At 69.3% G+C, this 17,593-nt stretch carries 20 protein-coding genes and 1 tRNA gene; 19 read left to right on the top strand and 2 right to left on the bottom strand.

Annotated elements, in window-relative coordinates:
• Positions 1-63 precede the first annotated feature (63 nt).
• The 14 genes from ACZ7DE_RS00490 (at position 64) to ACZ7DE_RS00425 (ending at position 9,672) form a co-directional block, all read left to right on the top strand.
• Positions 64-804: a GntR family transcriptional regulator gene (locus tag ACZ7DE_RS00490; protein ID WP_470756380.1), complete on the top strand. Its 741-nt coding sequence runs from the start codon at positions 64-66 to the stop codon at positions 802-804.
• A 276-nt stretch (positions 805-1,080) separates the two neighbouring features.
• Positions 1,081-1,518: an ATP-binding protein gene (locus ACZ7DE_RS00485; protein ID WP_470756378.1), complete on the top strand. Its 438-nt coding sequence runs from the start codon at positions 1,081-1,083 to the stop codon at positions 1,516-1,518.
• Between the two features lie 89 nt (positions 1,519-1,607).
• Complete coding sequence (locus ACZ7DE_RS00480; protein WP_391040304.1) at positions 1,608-2,336, top strand: GntR family transcriptional regulator; 729 nt, start codon at positions 1,608-1,610, stop codon at positions 2,334-2,336.
• 125 nt (positions 2,337-2,461) lie between these two features.
• Positions 2,462-2,818 carry an SCO3933 family regulatory protein gene (locus tag ACZ7DE_RS00475; RefSeq protein ID WP_057603435.1) on the top strand — a complete coding sequence of 119 codons (357 nt, stop codon included), beginning with the start codon at positions 2,462-2,464 and terminating at the stop codon, positions 2,816-2,818.
• Positions 2,819-2,823: 5 nt separating this feature from the next.
• Complete coding sequence (locus ACZ7DE_RS00470) at positions 2,824-4,209, top strand: FtsK/SpoIIIE domain-containing protein (RefSeq protein ID WP_470756375.1); 1,386 nt, start codon at positions 2,824-2,826, stop codon at positions 4,207-4,209.
• A gap of 3 nt (positions 4,210-4,212) precedes the next feature.
• Positions 4,213-4,842 carry a DUF2637 domain-containing protein gene (locus tag ACZ7DE_RS00465; protein WP_470756373.1) on the top strand — a complete coding sequence of 210 codons (630 nt, stop codon included), beginning with the start codon at positions 4,213-4,215 and terminating at the stop codon, positions 4,840-4,842.
• A 19-nt stretch (positions 4,843-4,861) separates the two neighbouring features.
• The gene (locus ACZ7DE_RS00460) at positions 4,862-5,062 is read left to right on the top strand and encodes a hypothetical protein (protein ID WP_334525545.1); all 201 of its coding nucleotides are present in this window, start codon (positions 4,862-4,864) and stop codon (positions 5,060-5,062) included.
• Positions 5,062-5,253: a mobile element transfer protein gene (locus ACZ7DE_RS00455; protein WP_069769931.1), complete on the top strand. Its 192-nt coding sequence runs from the start codon at positions 5,062-5,064 to the stop codon at positions 5,251-5,253. The genes ACZ7DE_RS00460 and ACZ7DE_RS00455 overlap by 1 nt, the downstream gene beginning before the upstream one ends.
• A gap of 9 nt (positions 5,254-5,262) precedes the next feature.
• The gene (locus tag ACZ7DE_RS00450; RefSeq protein ID WP_037680541.1) at positions 5,263-5,457 is read left to right on the top strand and encodes a hypothetical protein; all 195 of its coding nucleotides are present in this window, start codon (positions 5,263-5,265) and stop codon (positions 5,455-5,457) included.
• A 13-nt stretch (positions 5,458-5,470) separates the two neighbouring features.
• On the top strand, positions 5,471-5,719 hold the full coding sequence (locus ACZ7DE_RS00445; RefSeq protein ID WP_470756370.1) for a SpdD protein: 249 nt from the start codon (positions 5,471-5,473) through the stop codon (positions 5,717-5,719).
• 130 nt (positions 5,720-5,849) lie between these two features.
• Positions 5,850-7,172: a replication initiator gene (locus tag ACZ7DE_RS00440; protein ID WP_470756368.1), complete on the top strand. Its 1,323-nt coding sequence runs from the start codon at positions 5,850-5,852 to the stop codon at positions 7,170-7,172.
• On the top strand, positions 7,148-7,342 hold the full coding sequence (locus tag ACZ7DE_RS00435) for a helix-turn-helix transcriptional regulator (RefSeq protein WP_132888890.1): 195 nt from the start codon (positions 7,148-7,150) through the stop codon (positions 7,340-7,342). Before ACZ7DE_RS00440 ends, ACZ7DE_RS00435 begins: the two co-directional genes overlap by 25 nt.
• The gene (locus ACZ7DE_RS00430) at positions 7,339-8,712 is read left to right on the top strand and encodes a tyrosine-type recombinase/integrase (RefSeq protein ID WP_470756365.1); all 1,374 of its coding nucleotides are present in this window, start codon (positions 7,339-7,341) and stop codon (positions 8,710-8,712) included. The genes ACZ7DE_RS00435 and ACZ7DE_RS00430 overlap by 4 nt, the downstream gene beginning before the upstream one ends.
• Positions 8,713-8,784: 72 nt before the next feature.
• Positions 8,785-9,672 carry a nuclease-related domain-containing protein gene (locus ACZ7DE_RS00425; RefSeq protein WP_470756363.1) on the top strand — a complete coding sequence of 296 codons (888 nt, stop codon included), beginning with the start codon at positions 8,785-8,787 and terminating at the stop codon, positions 9,670-9,672.
• Positions 9,673-9,718: 46 nt separating this feature from the next.
• Here ACZ7DE_RS00425 and ACZ7DE_RS00420 read toward each other — a convergent pair whose 3' ends face one another.
• Together ACZ7DE_RS00420 and ACZ7DE_RS00415 are read right to left on the bottom strand one after the other, a co-directional pair.
• Entirely contained in the window at positions 9,719-10,579 is an 861-nt protein-coding gene (locus ACZ7DE_RS00420; protein WP_470756361.1) for a hypothetical protein, read from the bottom strand.
• 118 nt (positions 10,580-10,697) lie between these two features.
• Positions 10,698-10,769: transfer RNA gene (locus ACZ7DE_RS00415), tRNA-Arg, on the bottom strand.
• 194 nt (positions 10,770-10,963) lie between these two features.
• Between ACZ7DE_RS00415 and ACZ7DE_RS00410 the strand changes: the two genes are divergently transcribed.
• The 5 genes from ACZ7DE_RS00410 to thrC all read left to right on the top strand — a co-directional run bounded on the left by ACZ7DE_RS00410 (position 10,964) and on the right by thrC (position 17,230).
• Positions 10,964-11,485: a response regulator gene (locus ACZ7DE_RS00410; protein WP_470756359.1), complete on the top strand. Its 522-nt coding sequence runs from the start codon at positions 10,964-10,966 to the stop codon at positions 11,483-11,485.
• A 353-nt stretch (positions 11,486-11,838) separates the two neighbouring features.
• The gene (nrtL, locus tag ACZ7DE_RS00405) at positions 11,839-13,200 is read left to right on the top strand and encodes an ArgS-related anticodon-binding protein NrtL (RefSeq protein ID WP_470756358.1); all 1,362 of its coding nucleotides are present in this window, start codon (positions 11,839-11,841) and stop codon (positions 13,198-13,200) included.
• Positions 13,201-13,214: 14 nt separating this feature from the next.
• Entirely contained in the window at positions 13,215-14,606 is a 1,392-nt protein-coding gene (lysA, locus tag ACZ7DE_RS00400) for a diaminopimelate decarboxylase (RefSeq protein ID WP_470756356.1), read from the top strand.
• A 266-nt stretch (positions 14,607-14,872) separates the two neighbouring features.
• A complete protein-coding gene (locus ACZ7DE_RS00395; protein ID WP_470756354.1) occupies positions 14,873-16,165 on the top strand; it encodes a homoserine dehydrogenase in 1,293 nt (430 codons plus the stop codon).
• Positions 16,166-16,171: 6 nt separating this feature from the next.
• The gene (thrC, locus tag ACZ7DE_RS00390) at positions 16,172-17,230 is read left to right on the top strand and encodes a threonine synthase (RefSeq protein ID WP_470756352.1); all 1,059 of its coding nucleotides are present in this window, start codon (positions 16,172-16,174) and stop codon (positions 17,228-17,230) included.
• Positions 17,231-17,593: the final 363 nt, after the last annotated feature.

Raw genomic sequence — 17,593 nt, 5'->3', positions numbered from 1 at the left:
TCGGGGTCTGGCCACCCACCCTATAGTGGCTAGAGGCCATAGCCACTTGGACGAGGAGGGGACATGCCTCAGATCGAAGAGGCGCAGCCGAAGTATCTCCAGATCGCTCACTACATCCGCGATCAGATCCTTCGGGGCGACCTGAGGCCAGGGGACGAGGTCCCCTCGGAACGGCAGCTTGCGGCCAATTGGAAGGTGTCGAGGCCGACGGCTGCGCGGTCCCTGGAAGCGCTGAGCCACCAGGGGCTCGTCGAGAAGCGGCAGGGGTCGGGCACGTATGTGCGCAGTCTCGAAGTGAATCGACGTGCGCGGGAGTTGTACGGGCGGGCCCGGCAGACCGGGAAGATCTACACGCCTGGTGAATACGCCGTCATCACGTCGGCCGGTTGGCTGGACGCTCCTGACTACGTCGCTGAGGCGCTGGGACTGGTGAAGGATCGTCGGGCGGTGCACCGCCGACGGGTGACCAACAACCAGGACGGGCCCATCACGCTCTCCACATCGTGGTTCGCGCCTGACGTCGGGCAGCGGGCGCCCAAGCTCTTGGACCCGGAGCGGATCCAGGAGGGAACACTGATGTACGTCGAGAACGCGACTGGGCGGCAGGGGAGTTACGCCGAGGACCGCATGTGTGCTCGGCAGGCGACCGGCGAGGAGTCGGCGGACCTGCAACTCGACCCCGGCTCGCCGGTCCTGGTCGTGCACCACGTCGTCTTCGATCTGCAGGACCGGCCGTTGGAGTTCGCCGAGGCCACCTACCCGCCGCAGCGCTGGGCGTTCGAGCAGGGCTACCCCCTCACCTGAGAAATCGCGCCATTTCAGCGAACGGCTTGCATCGCCCAAGTGGCCAATGCCACTATCCATTCAGTGGCTAAGGCCACTTCAGAAGGGGGTGCGGTTGTGACGAGTCAGGGGTCGGTTCGGGGCGGGCACTTAGCTTGCCGGGCATGCCGTGGTCGGGGTTGGAAGCGGGTCAGCTCGCGCTCTGCTCTGGCGCTCTCCGTCGTCAGCGACCGCGCCCGTGCCGCATCAAAACGGCGCTGCCTCGACTGCGACGGTAGTGGCAAGGAGTGAGCACGGATGGCCTACATGATCGATCGCTATCCCTCTGAGGACTCGCCGCGACTGGGGGCGATGACCTTGTACCCTGTAGCGGAGTCCGCGGCCCTGTCACGGCGTTGGTTCCGCAAGTTCATCGCCCCGTACAACCCGGCCTGCTCGGTCGACGACTGCGTGCTGATGATCTCGGAGCTGGTCACCAATGCCATCCTCTACGGTCAGTCGGACGAGGTCTGGCGGGTGCGAGTGGAGTGGTTTCGGGAAGGCGCCTCGCTCAAGGTCGAGGTGCACAACGCCGGCTTCCCGGCGAGGGTGCGGCTACGGCGGCCAGACGCGGCCGACGCGCACGGACGTGGTCTGCTCCTCGTCGATTCGATCTCCGACTCCTGGCAATGTGGGCCCAGTCGTTTCGGTGGAACGGTCGTCTCCTTCGTGATGGCCGATGCCTGGCCTTCCTGAGGCGGGAGCGGACACCCGGTACTGCGCCATCGGATTACTCGCTAGTCTGGTTGACCAGTTGACTTGGCCAATCCCGACGGGCGGCGTTCATGGCGTATGAAGTGGAGGCACCCAAGTACGTACGCCTCGCCCAGACGATCCAGGGCCGCATCGAGGACGGCACGTACCCTCCGGGCTCGAAGGTGCCCAGTGAGAATCAACTGGTGCAGGCCTTCGGCATGTCCCGGCCGACCGTCGTGCGCGCCCTTGAGTTGTTGAAGCGAGACGGCTGGCTGGAGTCCCGGCAGGGATACGGGACGATCGTGCGCGGTCGGCCGGCCGTCGTTGAGCAGAAGGACCGCCGTGGGCGGGAAGTACTAGAGCGTGACGAGTCGCAGAGTCCTGGACGTCTGGTTGTAGTCGACCAAGTGCCGATTCCGGCGCGTGTCGCTTCTCTGCTCGGGTTGCCGCATCGTGCTGAGGTCTTGATGCGCCGGTTCCTGGTTGAAGAGGACGGGGAGGCGGTCGAACTCATCTCCTCGTACTTTCCCGCCGGCCTCGTCGAAGGTACCGAGCTGGGGAGCTCCGAACCGCTCGGTGTGGGCCTTCGGGAACATCTTGAGGGCCGGAAGAAGGTCCGCTTCGATCACGTGACGGAACGGGTCTCGGCTCGGATGCCTGACGCGGGTGAAGCCGAGCTCCTCGGCCTGCCCGGTGGCGTGCCCGTTCTCAGTGTCTTGGTCGTCGCCTGTGATGCTGCCGGCCAGGCGCTTCAGGTGTCCGACGTGGTGCTTCCTGCCGATGGCCAGGAGCTCGAAGACACGTATCGCTTGAACTGAGCCTCTTTTCCGGGCGAGTTGGCCACTGATCTGACTTGACAAGTCAACTTGGCAACTCTAGTTTCAATCTTGCTAAGTCAACCTGTCAGGTGGCGGGTTGATCCATCTCAGAAGGAGATTTCTCTGTGCGTGTGATCCGCGTTGACGCCTCGACCGCGACGATCCTGCTCACCGAAGCGCCGGCGCCGAAGGTGCGTGACCGGCAGACCGGTGAGATCGCCAAGGACGCCGTGAGCGGTGAGGCGCTGATGACCGTCGGCGTCGTCTTCATCGACGAGGGGGACTCGTCGCTCATCCAGGTCACCGTTCCTGAAAGCGGTGTGACGGAGGGTCTGACCGTCGGCGCTCCCGTCTCCCTGCCGGGGCTCATCGCCCGGCCGTGGGAGAGCGTGTTCAACGGCCAGCAGCGGCATGGCATCGCCTACCGCGCTACCGCGATCGCGCCGGGTGCCTTCCCGGTCCCGGTCGCTCAGGCGGGCTGATCGTCGTGACGGACCTGAGCACGTTGGCCGAGCTGGGCGCACCCCTCGCTGCGATAGGCGGCGCGGCCTACGTCCGGCACGCCAACCCGGCCGCGTACTGGTCCACGGTCGGGCTGCCAGTTTCGGTGGCCCGGCTGCTGGCCTCGTACTCCTCGACCATGGACGCTTGCGGTCTGACCGTCGAGCCCTCGCGGTTGCGGGTATTGGCCATCAAGGCGACCACTCGGCGAGAGATCCGTCCGGTCCCGCCTCGGCGGGGCGTCATCCGGCCCACTGCGACTGGCCTACGCGTCCGGCTCCGCCTCGCTCCCGGCCAGGAACCGGCCGACGTCGCAGCCTCGGCGGAACGACTCCGCCACGCCTGGGGCGTGCACGGCGTGTACGTGAAGGACGTCAAGCCTGGTGTCGTCGAACTGCGTCTCATCGGCTTCGACGTCCTGCGCAAGGTGCGGATGCCTCGGCGGACTGAGGGCGGGTTCCTCAAGGTGCCGGTGGCCTTAAGGGAGGACGCTACGGCGTTCTTACGGGACTACCGCGCCGCCCCGCATGGACTCGTCCTTGGTGCAACGCTGTCGGGCAAGTCCATGTACCTGCGGAACCTCGTTGCCGGGCTCGCCCGACAACCCGTCGCCCTGGCCGGCATCGACTGCAAGCGGGGCGTCGAGCTGGCCCCGTTCGCCGCTCGCTTCGCCGCGCTCGCCACGGACCCGGATGAGGCCGCTGAATTGCTGCCCGTCCTGGTCAAGGAAATGGAGAACCGATACGACCTCATCAAGGCTCGGCAGGGCATCGCTCCTGGTACCTGCGACGAGGAGATCACCTCGGACATCTGGGGCCTGCCCGAGAGCGAACGGCCCACCCCCATCGTGCTGTTCGTCGACGAGGTGGCGGAACTCTTCCTCGTGGCATCCCGCAAGGACGAGGAGCGTCGGGACGAGATGGTCACCCAGCTCATCCGCCTCGCCCAGCTCGGCCGCGCGGCCGGCATCTACCTGGAGGTCTGCGGCCAGCGCTTCGGCGCGGAACTTGGCAAGGGCGCGACCATGCTGAGGGCCCAACTCACCGGCCGTGTCTGTCACCGCGTCAACGACGAAGCCTCGGCCAAGATGGCTTTGGGGGACATCGCCCCCGAAGCGGTCGACGCCTCCTGCGCCATCGCCGCCGAGCTGCCGGGCCTGGCCGTGGCCGGTGACACGTCCGGCGGCTGGTCCCGCATTCGCACCCCGAACCTGTCCCTTGCCGCTGCTGCGGCCACCTGCCGCGAGACGGCCCACCTCGCCCCGGACATTCCGGCGCTCACGCCCTTCCGGCCGTACGTCCCGCCTGTCGCCCTCGACCACCCCGAACCGGTACCTACCGCGCGCCTCGCCTCCGGCACACCGGGGGACTGATCGATGCGCACCTCCGGCATTCGCATTGACCCCGTCCTGGTCCAAGCGGCCATCGCCGCGGCGCTCTCCTTCGCCCACTTGCACGACCTCGCTGCGGCGGCCGGGCAGGACGGTTGGAAGGCGTGGGCCTATCCGATCAGCGTTGACCTCCTCCTCGTTGCGGCCTGGCGGCGGCTGCGCTCCGGTACGGCGAAAGCCGCCGGCTGGTGCTGGTTCGTCGTCGCCCTGGTCGCGTCGCTGGGCGCGAACGTCGCCACCGCCGGCCTGCTCGACCTCGGCGACGTCCCGGCCTGGCTGCGCATCCTCGTCGCCGGATGGCCCGCGGTCGCCTTCCTCGGCGGAACACTCCTCGCGCACGGCACCCCCGATCGCGACGAGGCGCCGGTGTCGGACCAGGACGAGACACCCGCCACGCCCGTCACGACGACCGCCCCTGAGCTGCCCGTCGCCGCTCCCCGGCCGGCCGCGGAGCCCGCAGCCGCCCCCGTCCCGCCCGCCCTCGTCGCCCTCGCCCGCAAGGTCGCCGACGACCACCGGACCCGGACCGGAACGGACATCGACACCCCGACCCTTCGCACCCGCCTCGGCGTTCCGCTCACGCTCGCCGAAGCCATCGCCGCACAACTCACCTGATCTCGGAGGACTCTCCACCTTGCGCCCGTCCACGCTCCGCACGCTCAACCGCGCCGCCGAGTTGACCCGTCAGAACCGCCTCACCGAAGCAATGCTCATCGCCGAACCCGTGATCCTCACCGCCGACGAGTACGAGGGCGCAGAGATCCGGCGCTGGCTGCTCGATCACGTCGCCGACTTCACCGGCGAGAACCACGACGAACCGAAGGAGCTGCCCTGATGCCCGCCAACCGCCGCTTCCGCCGAGTCGTCCGCATCGGACCCGTCCAGGTAGGCACCGCCTACGACGGCCGCGGCCGCGAGAAGCACACGGCCGTCTGCACCGCCCCGCGCTGCGGCTTCTCCAACGACTTCGACACCCGCGCCGCCGCCGAGCTCGCCGCCCGTACCCACCGCTGCCGCGTCCGCTGAGGAGACCCCGTGACCGTCTCGCTCCCGCTCGTCTTCGTCCTGGGCGTCATCGCCTGGGCCGCGATCAAGTTCCTCGGCGTGCGCATGTGGGTCGCCGTCGTGATCGCCCTCTTCGGCTTCTGGCTCTCCCACACCTTCCTCGCCCCCGCCATCGAGTCCGGCACCCGCTCCGGGGTCGGCGTCGTCAACGGCGACAACCGCTGAAAGGAGCTCCGCCATGTTCCGCCCCAAGCTGCCCGACGTCCCCACTCCGCCGCCGACCCTCATCCCGCAGCAGCACCAGCACAACCCGGCTCCGACCGCCGCCGGCCGCTCGCTCAGCCCCTACGCGGGCCCGGTCGCCGCCCTCCTCATCGGCGGAGTCGTCCTCACCGCGCTCCTGGCGGCCGTCGCCATCACGGCCATGTCCGTGGCCATCGGCGCCGTGGTCCTGCGCTCACTCCTCAACAACGCCAACAGGCGCTGACCGGCCGCCGGGGCGGCAAACGCCGCCAAGCATCCCGCCGCCCCGGGGCCGTCCCTCCCAACCGCCGAAACAGCCGAAAGGAACACCCATCATTACCCGGCAGACTCCGCCCCCGCTGGCGGAACTCTCCATGCTGGCCTCTCTCGGCACCATGCCTGAGCTGGCCCGCCAACTCTCCGGCCTGGGCGGCTGCACCCGCCCTGTCCGCCTCGACGGCCACCGCACCGAATACGCCGTCGACACGACAACCGGCGAGATCGGCCGCCCCCTGCACCACCTCGACTCGACCGCGCTCCCGGCCGGCCAACTCCTCATCCGCTGCAACAACCGCCGCGCGACCCGCTGCCCGGCCTGCGCCGAGACCTACCGCCGCGACACCTACCACCTGATCACCGCCGGACTACGCGGCGGCAAAGGCACCTCGGACCAGGTCGCCACCCACCCGCGCGTCTTCGCCACCTTCACCGCCCCCGGCTTCGGCCCGGTCCACAACCGCCGCACCGACGGACGCCCCTGCCGCTGCGGTGCCCGCCACGACGAGAACGACAGCACGTTAGGCACGCCCCTCGATCCGGACCGGTACGACTACGAAGCGGCCGTGCTCTGGAACGCCCACGCCGGGCACCTCTGGCGGCGCTTCTCGATCTACCTCCGCCGGGAGATCGCCAAGCGCGCCGGCCTCACCCAACGCACCTTCCGCGACCACGCCCGGGTCTCCTTCGCGAAGGTCGCCGAATATCAGAAGCGCGGTGCCGTGCACTTCCACGCGGTCATCCGTATCGACGGCCCGGAAGGCGGAGACACCTCACCGCCCGCCTGGGCGACGGCAGAGCTCCTGACCGACGCCATCCAGGCCGCAGCCACCGCCGCCCGCGTCGACGGCCCGACCATCGATGGACGCGCCCATACCTTCGCCTTCGGCCCCCAACTCGACGTCCGCACGATCCGATCCGCCGACTTCGACGACGGCCAGGACCTCACCGAGCGCGCCGTCGCCTCGTACATCGCGAAGTACGCGACCAAGGGTGCCGAGACGGCGACCGGCACTCTTGACCGTCCGCTCAAGTTCCTCGCCGAGCTCGCCCAGGCACGCATCTCCGAACACGCCCGACGCATGATCCGCGTCGCCTGGACCCTCGGCGCACGCCCGGAGCTCGCCGAGCTCCGCCTACGCGCCTGGGCGCACATGCTCGGCTTCCGCGGCCACTTCTCCACCAAGTCCCGCCGCTACTCCACCACCCTCGGCGCCCTGCGTACCGCCCGCGCCGACTGGCGACGCGAACAGGTCGCCCCGGTGGTCGAGACAGAGCCGACGGAAACGACCCTCGTCCTCTCGCACTGGGTCTTCGCCGGAACCGGCCTCTCCCGCGCCGAAGCCTGGCTGTCCGCATCCCTCGAACCCGCCCCCGGAACGGAAGGAGAACCGACATGGACGCCCGTCGCGACGAGCTGATGACCGTTCGCCAGGTCCTGGACGAGCTGGGCGGCGTCTCTCGCCGCACCTTCTACCGCTGGCGGGAGCTGGGATACGGGCCGGCCGCGTTCAAGCTGCCCAACGGAGAGCTCCGGGTATGGCGGAGCGACTTCACCACGTGGCTTCGACAGCTGGAGGCAGCGGCGTGAAGTCCCTTGACGTGAAGGTCTGGGCGGTTCGCAAGCGGGACACCAAAACGCCCTCGTACGGTGTCCGCTGGTCCGTTGCCGGCAATGTGCTCTCGGAGTCATTCCGCACGAAGGCGCTCGCCGACCACTTCCGCACGAAGCTCATGCGTGCGATGCGCGACGGCGAGGAATTCGACACGGAGTCGGGGCTCCCGGCCTCGATGGAAGAGAAGAAGTCGGCCCTGTCGTGGTACGCCTTCGCTCTCAGATACCTCGCCATGAAATGGCCCCATGCCGCCCCCAATACGAGGGACGGCATCAACGAATCCCTCACCAGCGTGACGCTGGAGCTCCTCGACGAGCGTGCCGGACGGCCGTCCGATGAGGTGATCCGCAAAGCATTGCGCAACTGGGCCTTCGTGTTGCCGGGGCCCGACGACCGGGAAGTCCCGGACGACGTGCGGAACGTTCTGCACTGGGTGTCCAAGGCCTCCCGACCGCTCGCCGATCTTGCTGAGCCCGCCACGGCCCGCGTGGTCCTCGACTCGCTGAAGCTCAAGCTCGACGGCACGGCGGCAGCTGCAGAGACCGTGCGGCGCAAGCGTCGGACGCTCGTCAACGCCGCCAACTATGCGGTTGACCTGGGGGAGCTGCGCGAGAACCCCATCACGGCGGTTCGCTGGCAGAAACCGAAGGTGTCCAATCAGGTGGACCCGCGCGTAGTCGCCAACCCGGAGCAGGCTCGCAACCTCCTGGCGGCCGTCTCCTACGTGGGCGGATACCGGCGTGCCCGCGGCCGTCGTCTCGTGGGTCTGTTCGCCGCGATGTACTTCGGTGGCCTTCGGCCGGCTGAAGCGGTCGGCCTCGCGGAGACGGACCTGATCCTCCCGGAGCAGGGCTGGGGCTCGGCGCTGCTCCACCGAACCCGCCCGTCGGTCGGCAAGCAGTGGACCGATTCTGGGGAGACCCACGATGACCGCGGGCTGAAGAACCGGCCGACCGAGGACGTCAGGTGGGTACCTATTCCGCCTCACCTCGTCGCCGTGTTCCGTGAGCACCTGGCCACCTTTGGCACGGCGGACGACGGGCGCCTGTTCTTCAGCGAGAAAGGTTCGGTCGTCCCGTCCTCGACCTACTACCGCGTGTGGCAGGAGGCCCGGCTCCTCGCGCTTCCACCGGCCGCCGCCTCCTCGCCGCTCGCGAGTCGGCCATACGACCTTCGACACTCGGCGCTGTCGACCTGGCTCAATGCCGGTGTCGACCCGACCGAGGTGGCCGAGCGTGCCGGCAACAGTGTCGAGGTCCTGCTGACCCGCTACGCGAAGTGTCTCGACGGACGGCAGGACGTCGCCAACCGGCGTATCGAGGACCTCCTGCGCGAATACGAGTGAGAGACCCTGCACCCACCAATGCCCCGGGCATCTTGTCCGGGGCCTCTCTCGTTTTGAGCGCTACCTGCTGCGATGCTTCGAGCCGAGAGCGGACGAGGGGGGCTCGTGGAGCTGAGGGTGACGCGCTGGAAGCGGTACGGACAGGATCGTCTGTACGCGAACCTGCCGGATGGCACCGCGGTCGCCTGGGCGGACGTCAGGACAGGGAACATTACGATCCTGGTCGCCGAGTATCGCGACGACGTGAGTGCCGTGCTGACACGCCACTTACGGAACGACTCCGAGTCGGTCATGCCGCAGCGGGCATCTGCGGCTGAAGCGCGTCCGATGCTGCCGCCTTTGACGTCGGCCGACGACCTGTCCACCAACCGTCCTGGTGAGTCGCTCCGGGACCTGCTCGACAAATCCGGCGTGGGTCTGATCGAGCGGCTCGTCTCACAGCTCTTGCGTCGCCGCACAGAGTGGGATTCCTGGCGCAAGGGGCTGGCGGGGGAGAAGAGGGTGGGCGCCGAGCTGAACCGTCTGGCACGCCATGGCTGGAGGGTCCTGCATTCCCTTCCCCTGGCTGACAAGGTGGATGTCGACCACTTGCTGATTGGGCCGGGCGGGGTGTTCAGCATCAACACAAAGCACCACCACAGAAGGGCCGTATGGGTCGGCGACGATTCCGTGAAGGTCGACCACGGAAAGCCGGCGCCCTACGCACGCAAGAGCCGGGCAGAGGCCAAGCGAGTGGCCCGAGTGCTTGAGCACTACTGCGGCTTCCCCGTACCGGTGGAGCCGGTGCTCGTCTTCGTCGGCGTCACCGATCTGAAAGTGGTCGCCACCCAGCTCAGCGTGCGCGTGTATCAGGAGCGTCAGGTGGCGGCACTGGCGCCGCTTTCAGGGGTGCTGACGGCCGAACAGGTCGAGCAGGTGTACAGCGTCGCTCGCCATCGACAGGCTTGGAGCCAGGCCTGAGGCAGTCCGTCTCAGCGGGGGGTCAGTCATCCCTGCCGGAAGCGGTTCACCCGTCCCAGCGGGTTGCAACGGCATCCGCGACGCTGAAGACAGCGTCGCACTCGGCGCATTGCGCTTTGCCGAAAAGATAAGTCAACTTGCCCGCGACATCGGGCTGGTTGTCGGCAAGCGCGCGACTGTGCAGTCTTTGGGCAAGCCCCTCCAGTGCTGAGGAGTCTGCAGGCTGAAGAGGGATCTTCTTTGCCGCGGTCTCATTCATGTACATGCTGTCCGTGGTTGAGAAGAAGCCGTACTCACCGAAGGCTATGAAGTTCTCGGCGCTGCACGCGGGGCAGGGCACTTCGTATTCGTCGTCGTTCAGGCCGTCGAGTTGTTCGCCCCAAACCGGGACATCCTCGAATCCGAGGAGTGCGGCGAGCAAGTAGACGTAAGTTCCGGGGTCATCACTCAGGCTCGGATCCCGGAGAGCTTCCTCAGTCAGTTGCAGCAGGTCGGACATCTCTGACGCGTAGGCCACGTGGGGATCCTGCTCGCCATATGGCTGGTCGGTGCTGGCCGCGATGGCGCCGGCCAGCAAGAGTGGTTGCTGCCTGTCCGCAGGCGACCACTGGCGCGCCATGTCTCGTAGGGCCGGCAAGGCGGCATGGCTTGCCGAGTAGACGGTGCCCTGATGGCACAGGCGCGACCAGAGCTCGGACCAGTCTGAGCCGTTCGGGGCTTGGCTCACCCTGTCGAGCAGACGGGGGACGTCTTCTGCCGTGCCGTAGGCGTGCTTGAGCTGCGACCAGTCCGTCATGTCGGCGCCAAGCAGTCGGGTGCCGCAGACTTCACGACCGGGGGCGTGCCAGTCGCCCTGTCGTCGGAAAGCGTTCGGCGACCTGCGGCGATGCTCCAAGATCCCGTCCACGCCTCGTCCACGGACCCCGACATACGGCCGCTTCGGGCTGCATCTGCCTGCACATACGCGAAGACCCCGTCCTCAGCGTTCTCGCTGGTGGCGGGGTCTTTAGGCACCTAATCCAAGGTGCCCCCGGCAGGATTCGAACCTGCGCACACGGCTCCGGAGGCCGTTGCTCTATCCCCTGAGCTACGGGGGCGTGTCGGTCGTGAGGTGTTGCTCGCGGCGACGGGTAGAACACTACCAGCTCGCTCGGGGTGATCAGGAACGGGTTTGCGGGGGCGTGGAGGGCCGGGTCGCCCGCACGGGGTGGAAGTGGGGAAAACCCGGACGCGGTGGCCGGTGCCGACCTACTCTCGAGTTGTGTCAGGCGCGTCGGGCCGGGTGCTTGTTGTGGACGACAACAAGGTGATCCGGCAGCTGATCAGGGTCAATCTCGAGCTGGAGGGCCTCGAGGTCGTGACCGCGTCCGATGGTGCCGAGTGTCTTGATGTCGTTCATCAGGTGCGGCCCGATCTTGTAACCCTCGATGTAGTCATGCCCCGGTTGGACGGGTTGCGCACCGCTGCTCGGCTGCGTGCCGATCCCCGGACCTGTGATCTGCCCCTTGCCATCATCAGCGCCTGTACGCAGTACGAGGTCGAGGCCGGCCTCGAAGTGGGCGTCGACGCTTTCCTCCCCAAGCCGTTCGAGCCCGCCGAACTGGTCTCCGTCGTGCGGACGTTGATCGGGCGGGCAGCCGGCGAGGGCGAGGGAGAAGGAGAAGTGGGGAGGCCTGTCGGGGTGGGTCTCGGGGTGCGGTGGGGGCTGGGGCCCGGGTCGGGGGCCGCAGTCGGGGCCGGGGAAGGCGTGGGAGCGGGGAAGGGCGGGGGGCGGCACGAGGCGACTGGGGGGCCTGCGGTCGGTGGCGAATAGGGCTCTGTGGGGCCGGTGGATGTTTCCTGCGGCTGGCCCCCGGGCCACCAGCTTCGATGCCACCACCCCCGAGGGCAGCGACGCGACCGTCGAGTCAGGTTGAAGGGGGCGGCAGGTGGCGCGTGCTGTTGTATGGGGGCGGGTCAGTGCTTCGGTCGTTCGGAGGTTTCTTGGCCTCCCTGTCGTTCGCTTCCCCTGACCGTCCCTGGCCGTCCCCGACGGTTCCTGGCGTTCGTCGGGGCCCGGGGGCACCTATGGACGTCGGTGTTCCTCGGCATCGTTCGGCGTCCACATCTCGGACCCTTGTCAAACCGACTCGCCTACCCACCCCCCTCCTCCCATACGCTGGTCCCGTGACCCCCGTCGAGCTCTCCCGTACCGTGCTGCGCGCGGTGCGTCGTGCTGTTGACGACGGTGAGCTCAGCGTGGTCGTTCCTGCGCGTGCGGTGGTCACGCCGCCGGGGCCCGGAGGGTCGGGGGACTACGCCACCAACATCGCCCTGCAGCTGGCCCGCCCCGCCGGGCAGTCCCCGTTGCACGTCGCCGAGGTTCTGCGGCCGTATCTGATGGACGCCGAGGGCGTCTCGGGGGTCGAGATCAGCGGGCCCGGGTTCCTCAACATCAGTCTCGACGGTTCCGCCGTCTTCGGTCTCGTCCGGCGGATCCGGCGCGAGGGCCTGCGGTACGGGCACACCGACGTCCTCGCCGGCGAGGTCTTCGAGGTGCGTGTGCCGTACGAGGTGCGGGCCGAGGTTCTCGCCGACGTGCTCGCGCGGATCATCGGGACGCAGGGCGGCCGCGTCGACGTCAGTCACGACAACCGTCGCGATGTCCGCGGCCACCCGCGCGACGGCGTCGGGCCCCACACCGGTCCCGTCGCCGTGCTGCACGACGACGGCAGTCACCGCCTCGGTCATGACGGGCACCAGGCCTCCGGGGTGCCCACCCTTCTTCGGCCCGTTCCCGCTCCCGAGGACCCCACTCCGCTCGGTCTGGACGCCGCCCGCTGGGCGCTGCTCCATCCCGCGCCGCACGACCGGCCCCGCATCACGGCCGACCATCTGGTCCAGCGCGAGGGCAATCCCCTCTTCCGTGTCCGCTACGCCCACGCCCGCACCCGGGCCGTGCGCCGGAACGCCGCCGACCTCGGGTTCTCCGCCGAGCCCGGGCATCCGGACCTCCAGCCGGGGGGATCGGCGGAAGCCGGTGGCCCCGGTGGCTCCGACGACCCCTCGTGCACCGCCCCAACCGCTTGCACTGCCTCCATCGCCTCCACTGCCCCTACCGTCTCCGCCGCGTTCGGTGACTCCGCATCCGCCGGTTCCACCACGTTCGACGCCGCCGGTCTCGTCACCTTTCTCGCGGACTATCCGCGCGTCCTCGCCACCGCCGTCACGGCGACTCCGCAAATCGGTCCGACAGTCGGTCCCACAGGCGGTTCGGCAGGCCGTTCGACAGCCGATTCGAGAGTCGGTCCCACGACCGGTTCGGGAGTCGGTTCGGCGGGGCTCGATCTCGCCGCTCCCTCTCGGCTGGCCCGGCATCTGGTCGGGCTGGCCGACGCCACGCTCGTGCTGCTTCCCGCCGTTCTTCCTCGTGGTGAGGAGAAACCCTCGGCCGCCCATCGTGCCCGGCTCGCGCTTGCCGAAGCGGCCGGGGCGGTGCTGGCCGGCGGCCTGTCCCTGCTCGGCATCGACGCACCCGACCACCTCTGAAAGAGCACGCCCAGATGAGCCGTTCCGCCCACCCCGCCGGGCCCCGTCACGCCGACGTCCTGCCCGAGGGCCACTACTCCGCTCCGCCCGCCGACCTCAACGCCCTCGACCCCAAGGTGTGGGCGCGGACCGTCGGTCGTGACGCCGACGGTGTCGTGACCGTCGGCGGCGTCGACGTCGTCACGCTCGCCGAGCAGCACGGCACCCCGGCCTACATCCTCGACGAGGCCGACTTCCGCGACCGGGCCCGGGCCTGGCGCACCGCGTTCGGGGCCGACGCCGACGTCTTCTACGCCGGCAAGGCGTTCCTGTCCCGGGCCGTCGTGCGGTGGCTGCACGAGGAGGGGCTCAACCTCGACGTCTGCTCCGGGGGCGAACTCACCACCGCCCTGTCCGCCGGCATGCCCGCCGACCGGATCGCCTTCCACGGCAACAACAAGTCCACGGACGAGATCCACCGGGCCGTCGACGCCGGGGTCGGGCGGATCGTCCTCGACTCGTTCCAGGAGATCGTGCGGGTCGCGCACATCGCGCAGTCGCTGGGCAGGCGGCAGCGGGTCCAGATCCGGATCACCGTGGGCGTCGAGGCGCACACGCACGAGTTCATCGCCACCGCTCACGAGGACCAGAAGTTCGGGATCCCGCTCGCCGGCGGGCAGGCCGCGGAGGCCGTTCGGCGCGCGCTGCAGCTCGACGGGCTGGAGCTGATCGGGATCCACTCGCACATCGGGTCGCAGATCTTCGACATGTCCGGTTTCGAGGTCGCCGCGCACCGGGTCGTCGGACTCCTCAAGGACATCCGGGACGAGCACGGGGTCGAGCTGCCCGAGATCGACCTCGGCGGCGGGCTCGGGATCGCGTACACGAGTGCCGACGACCCGAGCGAGCCGCACGAGATCGCCAAGGCGCTGACCGAGATCGTCACCCGGGAGTGTGAGGCCGCCCGGCTCCGTACCCCGCGCATCTCCGTCGAGCCGGGGCGCGCGATCGTCGGGCCGACCGCGTTCACCCTGTACGAGGTGGGCACCGTCAAGCCGCTCGACGGGCTGCGGACGTACGTCTCCGTCGACGGCGGCATGTCGGACAACATCCGTACGGCGCTGTACGACGCCGAGTACAGCGTCGCGCTCGTCTCGCGCACCTCCGACGCCGAGCCGATGCTGGCGCGGGTCGTGGGCAAGCACTGCGAGAGCGGGGACATCGTGGTCAAGGACGCGTTCCTGCCCTCCGACCTGGCACCGGGTGACCTCATCGCCGTGCCCGCCACGGGCGCGTACTGCCGGTCGATGGCCAGCAACTACAACCATGTGCTGCGGCCGCCGGTCGTCGCCGTGCACGAGGGAGAGTCGCGGGTCGTCGTGCGGCGGGAGACGGAGGAGGATCTGCTGCGGCTCGACGTCGGCTGAGAGCGGCGGGACCGCAGCCGAGGCCGCTGCGACCGCGGTGGCGCGGAGCCGGGGCTGCCGTACACGCGGTGGCGCGCGCAGCCGCCGGGGCGGTGGCGGCAACGGCCGGGGGAGGGCCGGCGGGAGGGCGGAAGATCTCCGGTCGGCCGTCCCGAGGAAATGAAATAGACGTCTCACGATCCGGACCCAGGGCAGAAAGTCCGGTCCGGTGAGTGAGACTGGGTCAACCGGAAACAACCGTAGACGGTACGAGGAAACGAGGTCGGATGATGCGTACGCGTCCGCTGAAGGTGGCGCTGCTGGGCTGTGGAGTGGTCGGCTCAGAGGTGGCGCGCATCATGACGACGCACGCCGACGACCTCGCCGCGCGCATCGGGGCCCCGGTGGAACTCGCCGGCGTGGCCGTCCGGCGGCCGTCCCGGGTCCGGGAGGGCATCGACCCCGCCCTGGTCACCACCGACGCCACCGCGCTCGTCAAACGCGGGGACATCGACGTCGTCGTCGAGGTCATCGGCGGCATCGAGCCCGCTCGTACTCTCATCACCACCGCCTTCGAGTACGGCGCCTCCGTCGTCTCGGCGAACAAGGCGCTCCTCGCCCAGGACGGCGCCGCGCTGCACGCCGCCGCCGAGGAGCACGGCGAGGACCTCTACTACGAGGCCGCCGTCGCCGGCGCCATCCCGCTGATCCGGCCGCTTCGCGAGTCCCTCGCCGGGGACAAGGTGAACCGGGTGCTCGGGATCGTCAACGGCACCACCAACTTCATCCTCGACAAGATGGACTCCACCGGCGCCGGGTATCAGGAGGCCCTCGACGAGGCCACCGCCCTGGGGTACGCCGAGGCCGACCCGACCGCCGACGTCGAGGCCTTCGACGCCGCGGCCAAGGCCGCCATCCTCGCCGGGATCGCGTTCCACACGCGCGTGCGCCTCGATGACGTCTACCGCGAGGGCATGACCGAGGTGACGGCCGCCGACTTCGCGTCCGCCCGGGAGATGGGCTGCACCATCAAGCTGCTCGCCATCTGTGAGCGGGCCGCAGACGGGGCCTCCGTCACCGCGCGGGTGCATCCCGCGATGATTCCGCTGACCCATCCGCTCGCCTCCGTGCGCGGCGCCTACAACGCCGTGTTCGTCGAGTCGGACGCGGCCGGGCAGCTCATGTTCTACGGCCCCGGCGCGGGTGGCTCGCCCACCGCGTCCGCCGTGCTCGGCGACCTCGTCGCCGTCTGCCGCAACCGGCTCAGCGGGGCAACGGGGCCCGGCGAGTCGGCGTATGCCGCTCTGCCGGTGTCGCCCATGGGCGATGTCGTCACCCGCTATCACATCAGCCTCGACGTCGCGGACAAACCGGGTGTTCTCGCCCAGGTGGCGACCGTCTTCGCCGAGCACGGGGTGTCGATCGATACCGTTCGACAGCAGGGCAAGGACGGCGAGGCCTCCCTCGTCGTCGTCACCCACCGCGCGTCCGACGCCTCCCTGACCGGGACCGTCGAGGCGTTGCGCAAGCTCGACACCGTGCGGGGTGTCGCCAGCATCATGCGGGTTGAAGGAGAGTAACCAGCAATGACCCACCAGTGGCGCGGAATCATCGAGGAGTACCGGGACCGGCTGCCGGTATCCGACAGCACGCCCGTCGTGACGCTCCGTGAGGGCGGCACGCCCCTCGTGCCCGCGCAGGTGCTCTCCGAGCGCACGGGCTGCGAGGTCCACCTCAAGGTGGAGGGCGCCAACCCGACCGGCTCCTTCAAGGACCGGGGCATGACCATGGCCATCACGCGGGCCAAGGAGGAGGGCGCGCAGGCCGTCATCTGCGCCTCCACCGGCAACACCTCCGCCTCCGCCGCCGCCTACGCGGTGCGCGCGGGCATGGTCTCGGCCGTCCTCGTGCCGAGCGGCAAGATCGCGCTCGGCAAGATGGGCCAGGCGCTGGTCCACGGCGCGAAGATCCTCCAGGTCGACGGCAACTTCGACGACTGCCTCACGCTCGCCCGTGCGCTGAGCGACAACTACCCGGTCGCGCTGGTGAATTCGGTCAACCCGGTGCGGATCGAGGGGCAGAAGACGGCCGCCTTCGAGATCGTGGACATGCTCGGGAACGCCCCCGACATCCATGTCCTGCCGGTCGGCAACGCGGGCAACATCACCGCGTACTGGAAGGGGTACCGGGAGTACGCCGCCGACGGGATCGCCGCGCAGACGCCCCGGATGTGGGGCTTCCAGGCCTCCGGCAGCGCCCCGATCGTGCGCGGCGAGATCGTCAAGGACCCGTCGACGATCGCCACCGCCATCCGCATCGGCAACCCCGCCTCCTGGAAGTTCGCGCTGGCGGCGCAGGAGGAGTCCGGCGGCTTCATCGACGAGGTGACGGACCGTGAGATCCTGCGCGCCTACCGGCTGTTGGCCGCGCAGGAGGGCGTCTTCGTGGAGCCCGCGTCCGCCGCGTCCGTGGCCGGTCTGCTGAAGGCGGCCGAGCAGGGCAAGGTCGACCCGGGGCAGAAGATCGTCTGCACTGTGACCGGCAACGGTCTGAAGGACCCCGACTGGGCCGTCGCGGGCGCACCGCAGCCGGTCACCGTCCCGGTCGACGCGGCGACGGCGGCCGAGCGTCTCGGGCTCGCGTAAGCGACATCGAGCCACTTCGGGCGACGTCGAGCGACCTCGGGCGACATCGAGTCACTCCGGGCAACCTCGGGCGGCCTCGAGTGACTTCGAAGCCGCCTCGGTCGACGCGGCGCGACACCGAGCGTGCCGTCGAGCGCGACACGCCGAGCGTGCCGCCGGCCACGACGTCGAGCACGACGCCGAGGGCGCCGTCGAGGGTGCCGTCGAGCGGGCCGGGTCTTCCCGACGCCCGCTCGGTGAGCGACCTCGAGCCACCTCGAGCGACCTCGAGCGACCCGCCGGGGAGGTTTCCCCGGCGGGGGTGCACAGGGGGCTTACGACACGCATCGTGCGCCTCCTGTGCGCCCTATGTCGCCGCAGAAC

Source organism: Streptomyces sp. NPDC037083 (genome assembly GCF_055606485.1).
Note: the sequence above shows the minus strand (reverse complement) of the source record. Positions and strands in the feature narration are given on the sequence as shown.